Raw genomic sequence first — 12,492 nt, forward strand, 5'->3', positions numbered from 1 at the left:
CCGGTCGCGCGGGGGCTGATTGGGACGAAGAGGCCTACGTGACGCCTTGGCTGCGGTCGGCAAACCCAATTAGTGGAGGTTAAGGGGCTGGTCAGGTTAACTTGCTGGCAGCGTGGGATGGAAGTAAAATCCAGCTGGTAAAAGCATTTGAAGCTGGTTAGATGATCCTGTTGGGCGCCGTCTCGTTGCGTGAGCTCGAGTAGTACTTTGCTGCCTCGCCCCTCACTGGCCTCACCACTACACAAGGGAAGATGTATGACCACGTTCTCTAAGAAGCTCGTCGCTACCGTCGCCGCTTCCACCATCGCTCTGTCCACCGCTGCTTTGGGTGCGCCTTCCGCGCTCGCGCAGGATCCGAGCGCTACCACCCCCTCCGGTGTCCCAGCTGCTCCCACCGCATCGGAATCCGCCAACCTCATTGACGCTAATGCCAAGGTCAAGCTCGACATCCAGAAGTACGAAGGCGAGCCAGGTGAGGGAAGCGGTGCTCCGCAGGACACCAGCAAGCTCAAGCCTGTTCCAGGTGTCCAGTTCAAGATCGAGCGCATCGAAGGCGTTGACCTGACCACCGCTCAGGGTTGGGGCGAGCTGGCTGGCATGACCCCGGCCGATCTGAAGGGAAAGACTGCCAAGGTAGTCGACACGATCGAAACCGGCGCTGACGGCAAGGCCACTATCGATACCGCCTCCAACGCAGAGTTCAAGGTCGGCGTTTACCGCGTCACCGAGCTCCAGAAGGGCGGCTACACTGTCGCTCCGCCGTTCCTGATCACCCTGCCGTACTCCGGCACCGACGGTAAGTGGGTCTACGAGCGCACCGTTTACCCGAAGAACCAGAATGTGCAGCCGAACAAGCAGGTCGACGCTTCCAAGACTTCCCTGGGTAGCAACATGACCTACACAATTAACGCCCCGGTTCCGGCTGGTAACCTGACCCAGTTCGAGATCAAGGACCCGCTGGTCAAAAACCTCGAGTTGCAGACCGGCAGCGTCAAGGTAACCGCGGACGGTGTAGAGCTGGCTGCTGGTGATTACACCCTGAAGACCGATGACAACACCGTCAACGTCGTGTTCACCGATGCCGGTCGTGCGAAGCTGCAGGAGGCACGCAAGACCAACGCTGGCATGCAGGTACATGTTGCTTTTGACGCCAAGGTGGTTTCCCTGCCCGCGAACGGTCAGATCAACAACACCGCAGAGATCACCCTGCCCAACGGCGGCAAGATCACGACCGACGTTGACAACAATGGCGAGAAGCAGCCGACCAGCACCACCTTCGGCAACCTGGAGATCACCAAGACTGCCGAGGCGGAAAGCGATCCGAACCTGAAGGGTGCCGATTTTGAGCTCTACCGCTGCGAGGATCCGGAAAAGGATGGCAAGTGGAACGTCCTCGGCGACGCTCTGAATGTTGCCACCGCCCAGGACGGCAAGACTCTGAACACGACCCTCACCACGGGCGACACGGCCAACAAGGTCTCCAAGGCTAACGCATACGGTATCCCGATCAGCACCACCGCAGGTGGAGCTACCGGTACTCAGACGTTCGACTACTGCGTGATCGAGACCAAGGCTCCGGAAGGCTTCGTCCGAGATCCGGAACCGCGCCACGTGGAGGTCAACGCCCAGACCCGCGCCATGACCGTCAAGGTGGACAACAAGAAGGATTCCATCCTCGGCCAGCTGCCGGCCACGGGTGCATGGGGCATCGTCCTGATCTTCCTGCTGGGCCTGGCCCTGCTGGCCCGCGGCCTGTACACCAGCTACCGCGATAACAAGGAACAGGCAACCGCGTAGATAGGGAGAAAGTCCGAGGGAGCACATGGCTGCACCTAGCCGCCACGCCGCGCGCGCCACGCAAGGCAAGCACGCCAAGCCGGCTCAACGTGCCAAGTCAGGCAAGCGAGGCAAGGCCGGCAGTCGACGCTCCCTGGTCTATATCCTCCTGGGCATCCTGGTGCTGCTAGCGCCTGTGATCCTGACCCACTACAAGAACGTGGAGCAGAATCGCATAGCCCAGGGATATAGCCGCGACGTTGAAGCCCTGACCCCCGAGGAACGCAGCAGGGCACTAGAATCCGCCCGCCAGTACAACCGGGAGCTCCCGCCCTTCGGTGCCGCGGACCCGTGGGTCAACGGCGTGGACGTGAACTCGCCCGGATACAAGAAGTACGAGCAGCAGCTCAACGTCAATTCAGTCATGGCTAGGCTCCACGCCCCCACTGTGGGCATGGATCTGCCGGTCTACCACGGCACGTCGCAAAGCACCCTGTCCCACGGCATCGGCCACCTCTACGGAACCGCGCTGCCAGTCGGCGGACCCGGCACCCACAGTGTGCTGACAGGCCACACCGGCCTGGCCACGCTGACCATGTTCGACAACCTCACTCACATGAAGATGAACGATATTTTCGTCATCGAAGTGATGGGCGAGAAGCTGGCGTACAAAGTCGACCAGATCGAAACCGTACTGCCCAGCGAAATCAAGAAAATACGCCCTGAAGAGGGCAAAGACTATGTCACGCTGGTGACGTGTACGCCGTATGGCGTGAACTCTCACCGACTGCTGGTCCGTGGGGAGCGCACTGCCCTTCCGCCGGGCGGTATCGAGCAGGAATACCACAGTCCCTGGCAACCCTGGATGATCGCGGCCATCGTGATCAGCCTTATCGCTTTGCTGTACCTCCTGTGGTGGCTGTGGCGTAGGCGTCGTAAAAGAAACCAAGAAGAACAACACGAGGAAGCAGAACAGTGATGCACGCACGGTCTAGCGCTCGCGCGCAGCTTGCAAACGCGACGGCTCGCGGCCGTGCATGCGTTCTGGCTCTTGTTGCTATTTTTGGTGTTTTGTTTATGACGCTAGGCGCTGCGTTTCCGGGTGCCGGGATCGCAGGCGCGCAGTCCGGGGGGAACTCGGACAACGGCTCCGGGCGCGAGGCCAACAGTGTGACGATCGTGAAGCTCGGGGGGGATCCGGCGTCCGAAAAAATGGGCGCAGAGGCCCCAGAACCGCAACCTTTGGGCGGAATCACGTTCCAGATCAACCAGCTAGAAGGCCTGGACATTAACGACCAGACAAAGCTGAATGCACTGGCGCAGGCCGACCCGCGCACGCTGACGGACCAGTCCGGCTACCCGCTGGGCAAGGAACGCACCGAAACCACCGGTGCCGACGGCAAAGCGACCTTTAGTGACCTGCCGCAAGGCGTGTACCTGGTGCGGGAAAAGCCGAGCCGAGTGGGCAACAAACGCTACTCCGTGACCACGCCGTTCCTGGTTGCGTTGCCCGATGTGACAGGAAAGCGCAACGTGGTGGTGCGCCCGAAGAACCAGCCGATCATGGCGACGAAGAACATTCTGGGAGGCTTGCCCGGCACCCCGGAAGCCGAGCGCATTGCCGAAGAGCAGAAGCGGGGCGAGGTTCGCTTCCGACTGGAAACCACGATGCCCGCGCCGGACGTTCGCGGGAAGCTGTACCAGCTGATCGTCGCCGACCCGCTGGACAAGAACCTGGATTTCAAGGGCGTGACCAACGGCCTGATCGCGAACAGCAAGAAGACCGTGGAGCTGCGCGAAGGCGAGGACTACCGCGTAGAAGTGCAGGACGCACCGCACGGCGGCGATTATGACTACGCGGACAAGACCGTGAAGATCACGCTGACCGACAAGGGCCTGAAAACCGCTGCCGAGATGCGCGCCGGGCACCCGGAGGCACGCGCCGTATTCGACATGCACGCCGTGGTGAAGCCCGGCACTCCCGCCGGCACCAAGATTCGCAACACCGCCCTGTCGTTCCCCGATGGGCACGACTATTGGCTGGTGCTCGGCGCCGAACCGCCGGAGTGGCAGGTCGAATCCAACGAGGTTGTCTTTACCGTGCTGCCCGCCCAGGCCGTGCCGTCGGACCCGGAAGAGCAACTGCCGATTCAGCCAGGCGAGTGGCCCGACTGGATCTTTGATCCGCAGCGCCCCCTGCCTCCGGGAGCAGGCAATCACCCGCTGCCGGGCCACCGTCCGCAGTGCCCGCCTAATGGTGTGTGCGGGTCTGGCAAGCCGGGAGTCACCGCGCCTGGCCACTCGACAGGCAAGCCCGGCGGCAAGGAAGAGCCCCGCACCGGGCTGCCGGGGCTCCTCGACCGCTTGCCGATGACTGGTGCCAGCGTGATCGGGGTACTCGTTGTCGGTGTGGCGTTGCTGTTGGTTGGTTTCTTTGTTGTTGCGCGACGTAGGCGTCAACAAGAAGACAATGACGCCCACACCCACCGCGACCCTGGATCCCAGCTAGAGGACAGGGGCGACCATGAGTAGAACCCCGCGCGACCCGCGACGCAAGAGCACTAAGCAAGCACACTTACAGCACAAGCACCCACAGCAAGAAACCTCCGAAAGGCACACCATGGGATTTGGACAGCAGACACAATCGCTGGCGAATACCACCCGAGCCGCGATCCGCGCCGTATATGCGAACGCCCGCGGGGCGCTGCGCCGCACTGCGATGGTGGCAGTGACGTTTGTGCTGGGCATGGGCTTGATGTCGATCCCGGAGGTGCCTTTCGTTCCAGAGCCACCGAAGGCCGACGCGCAGACACGTGCAACGGGAGATCGGGCTGCAACCGCGGCAAACGACTTGGGCGACTGCAACTTCCGCCAGGGCGACGGGGCGAGCGCACCGTGGGCTCGGCAGCTGTGCTGGATCAACATGGCTAAGCCGGACGGATCCAACTTCGATTGGAAGAACGGAGAGAGGGTAACTCGAAAGATTGGTCGGTATACCCTAAGTTTCACGGCCAAGGTTGATTACGGACCTGCAAATCGTTTCGGTGCGAGCGATCCGACGTGGATCAACTCCGCCTTCGGCCGGGAAAAGCTAGGCGAGCGAACCTTTACGCGCTATGGTGACGACACTTCGAAGCCTATCCTGAGCTTCACTGCGGGTGGCCTCAGCGAGCGAATCGTTCGGTTCTACATGGACAATGTTGAGCTGAAGGACGAAAAGGGCAACAAGGTTCCAGATTTTCGAATCATGATGGCCGATGCGGAAAGCACCACCGTGGCTGGCGTATCGAACGAGATGATCAGTATGGATAACGTCGGCGGCAGGGTCGATGAGATCACTCGACTGACCCCAAATGACTTTATCGGAGCATGCAACAGCATTTACGGTAAAGGCACTGAGCCGCAGAACTGGGGCGGGGAGGCTGGAAAATACCAGCGTGGATTTATCTGCTACCAAGATGCCTCGGGATCTCCAGGTACCTTCTTGGTCAGCGCCCCCAACCCCAATAAATTGGAATTCGCCCTTGCAACTGGCGTTTTGCGTACCCAAGCGATCGCATTGGCCATCAATATTGGCCGAGTTTCGGGAGCCGTTGCCTCCGATACAACGTACGAAAAGGCGGCAACAAACCAGGCCACGAAATTCGATATCACGGCAGCTACGCGCCTGCCGTCACAGGGAGCCAAAGAAAACCCAGTGCTACTGACCCCTGGTAAGTACACGGAGACAACTCGTATTCCCGCATCCGGACCAGACGGCAAGACCCTGGACGACTACATCTTTAGATCCACCGCAAGCGGTCGGGACGCATCCAAAGTATTCGGCCGGTACAACCCGGTGTGGACATGCACGTTGGGCAACGCAAATGCTGTGACCATCAAGGAAGGTTCGGTTCCTGCCGGGTACCAACTAACGAAGAACACGTCGACGAACACCAGCGAACTGGTCGTTGCAGAGCGAAACAACGACCTGACCGAATGCGTAGTGAAGTGGGAACCGAAGTTTAAGGCATCAAATCTGCAGCTATCTAAAACTGTGGATGGTTCCGCTGCGCAATTCGACGAAGTTCAGCTGCGCACGTTCCAGTTGAACTACAAGTGTTCGGACGTCAACGGGTTCGCCAATGCCTACCCAGAGGTGAAGCTGGAAGGCAACAGGGTGCTGCAAAAGGGGCAGAGTGCCACCGTGGCCAATCTGCCGCTGGGTACTAACTGCACCATTAGCGAGAGCTTCCCCGATGGTGCGCCGCCAGCGCGACCCGGTAAAAAACTGACCTTGACCTGGAGCACCGGCACCACCCCGGGTGATCCGCTACCCACAAGTACAAATAAGTTGGATCAGACGACCGTGTCTGTGCGTGCGAACAACCGCTACGACTATCGTGCTGGCAAGGTGCACCTCTCCAAGGAACTGGCGGGCGATCCGGTGGGTGACTTCGCATACCCGCGCCAGTACGACTTCGAGCTGACGTGTGACGGAACGACTGTTAAGAACCGCCACATCACCATGAAGATCGACCGCAGTGGCGGCGGAGTGCCGACAGGCGCGGTGGAGCTAACCGACGTCCCGGTGGAGCGCGATTGTTGGCTGAAGCCGCTGACCGGTCTCAGCGCCGAGGAAAGTGCTCGCATCAAGTTCGATGGGCGCGATGTGACCTATGACGGAAAGCCCGTGGGAGCCGACGCTGCGGGAACGTACCACTTCCGTCTGCCTGACTTTAAGGAAGGCAGTACTCCATCTGAAGGCGATCTGCACGTTAAGGCGAAGTACTCCTACCAGCTGCGCGATGTGAAGGTGTTGAAGGAGCTTGTCGGTAACGCTGCGGCCTCGCCTGACCTGGACGGAAAGAAGTTCCCCGTGCAGTACAAGTGCACGTGGGGCGGAAATAACAACCGCCAGAATCGGGAAGGAACGGTGGATATCCAGACTGCGGATTCTGGACCGGTCGCCCGAATCAAGGACATTCCGGTGGGCGCGGATTGCCTCATTTGGGAAAAGGATCTGCCCGAGTTCCCCAATGTGAAGTTGAAGGGTACAACCCTTTCCTCTGCTGATGCCAGCGATAACGTAACCACGCTGACGAACGAAGAGGCCAAGACTAAGCCAATCCTGAAGGTCAATGCTGATACGTCTGATGCCCAGAACGAGGTACACGTTCGGAATACTTACGAGCCGAAGCTGGGGCAGGTTCAGCTTAGGAAGTTGATCAAACGCAACGGTCTATCGGTTAACTTGCCGAGTGAATATAAGTTCGACTTCAAATGTGGTCCTCGTTCGGTTACCAGGGCGAATGGCCAGGTCGAGTATGTTCCCCTGGAAGGCACCGTTTACGTGAGTGAAGAGGGTACGGGCACCTTGAAGCTCAGTAGCGGCGATCCAGAGCTGAAGAACCTCGTCAACGACCAAAACGGCAACCTTGGCGTACCTTATGGCAATAAATGTAGTTTTGATGAGCAGACACCAACGCTGAGCACAGGTGGGGTGGTCTGGGAGACTGACGCTGACACAGCGACGTTTACCGTTAACCAACCGGATAACATTCGGACGATCACCAATGACTACAAAGCCACGGGTGATGGTCTGCTGATCACCCAGAACTCGGGATCCAACAAGGCTTTTGTGCGAAAAGTTTCCTATACCGTTCAATGCACTGCCTCTGACGGCAAAGCATTGGAAATGGGCGAGTACGGAAACGTAACTCTCGGTGATGATCCCTCCACACCAGAAAAGGAACCAAATTCTGTAACCATTCCGGCGAATGTTGTTCCTAAGGGCAGCAGCTGCAACATCGCCGAGGATGGGAAGGACCCCGGTACGCGTAAGAAGCTTAACGGGCAGCCGGGTGACTTCCCGATGACCCGTGAAACAACCGTTTCCGTGGCCAATGAAGATGGCGTGGGCAAGCCAGCAATTTTCAGCGAACTGGCGCCGGTCACGGAGGATGTCACGGTTGGGGCTAAGACATCTGTGACGATCACGCACGCCTACGACTTCATCTACACCAACGTAACGGGTGCAAAGTCTGTGGTGTTTGATCCGGCGACCCAGCAGTACATTTCTGCTCAGCGTAAGGACGTAAAGAACAACCGCAAGTTCAACGTTTCGATTTCCTGCCTGCCGCCTGATAACCCGGATACTCCGACGATTGACTCTGGTGTGGTTTCCGCCGCTACCGCAAATACGCCTCTAGACTTCGGTGAGTTCCCGGTGGGATCAGACTGCACGGCCACCGAAGGAGCGACGACCACTGCGGCAGGTATTTCCGTCAAACAGGAAGTATCGATCAATGGCGGAGCCAATAAGGAAAAGTCGAACGATTTCGACGTCGTGAACGGCGACAACGCTGTGACCTTCACCAACACGTATTCCCGCCGACTTGCGACGGTAACCCTAAACACCAGGGGACACTTGCCAGCAGCCGTGGAGGAACAGTACGAGGCTGCTGGTAAAAAACCTCCGTACAATTCCCACCAATTCAAGCTGGATTGTCACGACCCCGAAACCGGCGACGGCGCTTCGGGAGCCTTGTTGGGGACCTACGAGGGCACTATTGCTGGCGCGGGAACTGCCAAATACGAAGGGGTACCGGTAGGTGCTGAATGCCACTTCCAAGGGGACAACTACGGCGACCTCAACCTAGAACTGCAGCCTAAGGGCGAACCCCTCTTGAAGGCGACGCTACGTCCGCGTCAGATTGGCTGGGTCGTTGACAAGAACGACGGTACATCGTTCTTCGACAAGGACCTTGCTGACGGAGTGACTGATTCGCAGTACTTCCCGACCGTTGACGACGGTGCGGATGGAAAGGTTAACAACATTGTTGACCTGACCAGCTACTACGAATACGTTACGACCAAGATCAAGATGTCCAAGAAGGTCGTTGGCCGACAAGATGACCTGAAGTTGCTGAAGCCGAACCAAGCGTTCGACTTTACGATGCAGTGTAAGGGTGTGGGATACCAGTACTCGGAACTGGCCTCCGATGGAAAGAAGATCGAAAACGCGATCTTCCTGGACAAGGGCTTCAGCGATTATGCGGATGCTGGCAACGGTGAGGTAGCGCGGACGTACACCTCGCCGGAGGTCTCCGTACCCGTCGGTGCCTACTGCACCTTCGAGGAGAGTCCGCCCAATGGCACCCCGAAGGAGCTCAAGCACACGGTAGAAAAGGCGAAAATCGCAAAGTATGCCGGTGACAAGGAAGACGCACCGGTGGAGTCTTGGGACTTCGTGAACCGCTACGAGCGCCGCACGACTCCCGTGCGCGTCAGCATTAACCAGTCCGGTTACCTGCAGGGTATTGACCAGGGCGGTTACACAGCCAAGTTCACCTGTAAGGATCCGAAGGGAACCACATTCTCCAAAACCGTGACGACCGCGGACACTCCGGTAGGTGTCAACGTTGCTACAGCTGCACCTGTGCCAGGTGGCTTCATCGTCGACCTGCCAGTGGGCGCGGAGTGCAACATGGACCTCAGCGAAAGCCCCGCGCTTGCGCCACGCAAGCAGCTGGCTGTTACCGCTGGCGCTCGAACCCCTGCTACCCAGTTCAACTCCTGGGTGCGGGGCAAGGACCCCGACGGCGCGCCCCGCACCCCGCTGGCGAAGGTGGATCCCGGCGCTGTCACTGCGGCGCAAAAGAACCGCCAGTTCACTTTCAATGTCCCCGCGGATCTTTCCTCCACGGAGAATGAGATGGTGATTGGTGCGGAGAATCACAGCTACCGTGGCTTTGCGGACGTCACGTTCACCAAGACCTCCGCGGGTGAAGCGGGCAAGAACGCTACCTTTGCTTTCCGCCAGACCTGTTCGGTTGATAACCCGACGTTTACCTTGAAGTCCGGCGAATCGCTCACGTTCAAGTCGGTGCCTGTCGATTCCTCCTGCTTCGTGCAGGAGACCGACGATGGGGTGAAGACCGCCAACTCCATCCTCGAGGTAACTCAGAACGGCAGCCGTATCACGGACGTGAACGTGGAACAACAGCCTGCTCCGGAACCGAAGGAAGGCGAGCCTCTGGAAGAGAACCTGCGTCGCGTAGACCTCAAGGTCCTGTCTGTTGAACGTGCGGATGACCCGTCTACCAGTGGTCCGGAATGGACTCTGACCGCGAAGAACAACTTCCCCAGCGTGCAAATCGAAAAGAAGATCGACGGTTCACCGATCAGTTCTATAACGGGTGCCGTGGCCGATACTGCTGTGCTGCCGGACGACGCGACTGCCATGAAGATGCACTACAAGATCACCAACACGGGTGCGCAGGCCATTGGCGATATTGCGCTGAAGGATCCGTCGCTGGCAGGACGCAAAATCACCAACGCTGCGGGGCAGAGCATCACCGTGCCTCCAGACGGCGCGATCGATCCGACGTTCTGCTCCATCGAAGGGCTGAAGTTAGCAAGCGGCAACACTCACGAGTGTGTCTTCGATGTGGAGATCACCGAACCACAGGATCAGTTCTTCAGCTACAAGGGTGAGGTCAAGGTGACCGCCACCGCGGATAACAAGGCCGGCGCCGTCTCCGACACGGACACCTACGGCGCTATCCGCCTGCAGAAGGCTATTGGCTGGATGCTGCCTGATACCGGCATGCAAACCCTGCTGTACGTGATCCTGCTCGGATTGCTTGCCGTTGCCTTTGGTCTCTACCGTTACCTCCGACGCCGCGATGATGACGAGGATGACGAGCTGGAGGACGGCGAGCTGGAGGACGGCGAGCTGGAGGACGGCGAGCTGGAGGACGATGACGAGATCTGAACCAGCTGACGACCCGACCGACGCTGCCCCAACGCAGCACGGTCGGGCCGAACCTGCCGGTCGGCAGGCGGAAGCGAGGGGGCGTCAACAAAGAAAAAAGCGACGTAAACGCCGGGACCTCGTGTGGATCCTGCTGGGTGTGCTGATCCTGCTGTATCCGATCGTGGCGACGCTATACAACGACTGGCAGCTCAACAGCCAGGCGGAGGAATACTCCCACGACGTTGAAAGCATCCAACCACCGCAGCTGACCCAGCACTACCTGCAGGAAGCACGTGCATACAATGCAGAGCTGGCGCGAAAGGGGCACCACGCGCGACCCGCAGTGAACGGCGACGACGGCTTCGACGAATACATGAAGACCCTAAACCCGCCGGAGACCAAAGGCGTGATGGCGCGTCTGCGGATCCCCGCCATCGGCGTGGATCTGCCGGTCTACCACACCACGAACTCCAGTGTGCTGTACAAGGGCGTGGGGCACATGTATGGCTCTGACCTGCCGGTTGGTGGCGATGGGACGAACTCCCTGCTGTCGGCGCACACCGGGATGGTGAACGCCTCCATGTTCGATAACCTGCGGAAATTGCAGGACGGTGACGAGGTCTTCGTCGAAGTGATGGGGGAAACGCTGAAGTATGAGGTGCACGGCCGGAAAGTAGTGAAACCTGATCAGTGGCAGCAGGTGACGTATGAAAAAGGCAAAGACAAGCTGACATTGGTGACGTGCACGCCGTACGGCATCAATACTGACCGCTTGCTAGTCAATGCGGAGCGTGTGCCGCTGGGGAACTCGGGAGAGTCCTTTGACGGATGGCGACCGGTGCTGTCCTGGTGGATGATCCTGGATTTGATCGTGATTCTCCTGGTGCTGCTGTTGGTAGCGTGGCGCGAGTACAGGGCTTGGCGCCGGAGGAAGGAAAAGCGCGAGCAGCGCGAGCGCGCGCGGGTTAGCGCGGAGGGTGGGAACGCGGGTTAGCGCGGAGTGTGAGAACGCGGGTTAGCGCGGAGGGTGAGAACGCGAGTTAGCGCGAGCGCCTGTCTGACTGGGCGCGATGAGGCGAACACTGTGGCGCGACCGGGTCTTGTGAGGGCGTTGCTCCGTGCGGCCGAACAGGGGGATGTCCCAAATTCCACGTCTTAGAATAAAACTATTCTGTTTGTGCAGGTCAGAGGCTCGCGATTTTTTGCTGCGGATCCGCTACTTTCAATAACTCGAAGATTTGGGACAATGCCCCTTTGAAGATGTGCCGATGCGGTGCGTGAACTTAAGTTCGCACACTTTTTCGGCTGGGGTGGCCGCAAGGTCGAAGCTCTGTAAGGCTCATAGACGGCCTAAACAGGGGTAGGGGATACCTGAGTAGGGGTGTGAAATTGAGCCCCTTATTTGGAAATTGTCTGGAAACTAGCCTTTCGGGGGCTTGGCGGGGAGGGGATTGTCCCAAATTCCAGCTCTTAGAATATAACTATTCTGTTTGCGCAGGTCAGAGACTCGCGATTTTCTGCTGCGGATCCGCTACTTTCAATAACTCGAAGATTTGGGACATTGGCCCGCGCGAGCGGCCTCTGTAGGTGGGGGTGAAGGTTCGGAATGGCTTGAGCGAATGATCGTGGGGTGTGGTGGGCGTGTGGCGTGTGGCATGGGTCGTAGGGGTGTGGTGGGTGTGAGGTTAGTGTGATGTGGCGGTTGCGAACGAGGGGACTGGAGGCGCAGGCGGGGTGGGAAACTCTGGCAACACGCGCAACTCCTGTAACATTCCACCTGCAGTTTTAGTTATTGTAGGATGTATATTTCGAGAACTATTTGCGAAGCTGGGAAATACCCACTGTGCAGAAGTTCCACGAAAGCAAGCGCGAGCGCGCGTAAGTGCGTGCGCAAGCGAGTGCGAGCAAACTAGAAGCAAGCGCAAGTAAACGAAACGCAAGCAAGCGCAAGTGAACGGAAACGCAAGCGAGTGCGA

General features: G+C 58.8%; 5 protein-coding genes. All 5 read left to right on the plus strand.

The window, feature by feature from the left end; translation table 11 throughout:
• Window positions 1–255 precede the first annotated feature (255 nt).
• Genes CRD15_RS04245 through CRD15_RS04265 form a run of 5 tightly spaced genes read left to right on the plus strand, consistent with a single transcriptional unit; the run spans window position 256 to window position 11,510 of the window.
• Window positions 256–1,797 carry a SpaH/EbpB family LPXTG-anchored major pilin gene (locus CRD15_RS04245; RefSeq protein WP_187401988.1) on the plus strand — a complete coding sequence of 514 codons (1,542 nt, stop codon included), beginning with the start codon at window positions 256–258 and terminating at the stop codon, window positions 1,795–1,797.
• A 25-nt stretch (window positions 1,798–1,822) separates the two neighbouring features.
• Window positions 1,823–2,755, plus strand: coding sequence for a class C sortase (locus CRD15_RS04250; RefSeq protein WP_255463730.1), 933 nt, complete (start codon window positions 1,823–1,825; stop codon window positions 2,753–2,755).
• Window positions 2,755–4,308, plus strand: a complete 1,554-nt coding sequence (locus CRD15_RS04255) for a SpaH/EbpB family LPXTG-anchored major pilin (RefSeq protein ID WP_187401989.1) — start codon at window positions 2,755–2,757, stop codon at window positions 4,306–4,308. The genes CRD15_RS04250 and CRD15_RS04255 overlap by 1 nt, the downstream gene beginning before the upstream one ends.
• Window positions 4,301–10,534, plus strand: a complete 6,234-nt coding sequence (locus tag CRD15_RS04260; protein ID WP_187401990.1) for a DUF5979 domain-containing protein — start codon at window positions 4,301–4,303, stop codon at window positions 10,532–10,534. Before CRD15_RS04255 ends, CRD15_RS04260 begins: the two co-directional genes overlap by 8 nt.
• The gene (locus tag CRD15_RS04265; RefSeq protein WP_187401991.1) at window positions 10,521–11,510 is read left to right on the plus strand and encodes a class C sortase; all 990 of its coding nucleotides are present in this window, start codon (window positions 10,521–10,523) and stop codon (window positions 11,508–11,510) included. The genes CRD15_RS04260 and CRD15_RS04265 overlap by 14 nt, the downstream gene beginning before the upstream one ends.
• Window positions 11,511–12,492 lie beyond the last annotated feature (982 nt).

Source organism: Corynebacterium sp. LK28 (assembly GCF_014335105.1).
Taxonomy (GTDB): domain Bacteria; phylum Actinomycetota; class Actinomycetes; order Mycobacteriales; family Mycobacteriaceae; genus Corynebacterium; species Corynebacterium macclintockiae.

Excerpts from the sequence above, each read along its gene's own strand:
- CRD15_RS04245 (WP_187401988.1), top strand. The coding sequence starts at position 256 with ATGACCACGTTCTCTAAGAAGCTCGTCGCTACCGTCGCCGCTTCCACC.
- CRD15_RS04250 (WP_255463730.1), top strand. The coding sequence starts at position 1,823 with ATGGCTGCACCTAGCCGCCACGCCGCGCGCGCCACGCAAGGCAAGCAC.
- CRD15_RS04255 (WP_187401989.1), top strand. The coding sequence starts at position 2,755 with ATGCACGCACGGTCTAGCGCTCGCGCGCAGCTTGCAAACGCGACGGCT.
- CRD15_RS04260 (WP_187401990.1), top strand. The coding sequence starts at position 4,301 with ATGAGTAGAACCCCGCGCGACCCGCGACGCAAGAGCACTAAGCAAGCA.
- CRD15_RS04265 (WP_187401991.1), top strand. The coding sequence starts at position 10,521 with ATGACGAGATCTGAACCAGCTGACGACCCGACCGACGCTGCCCCAACG.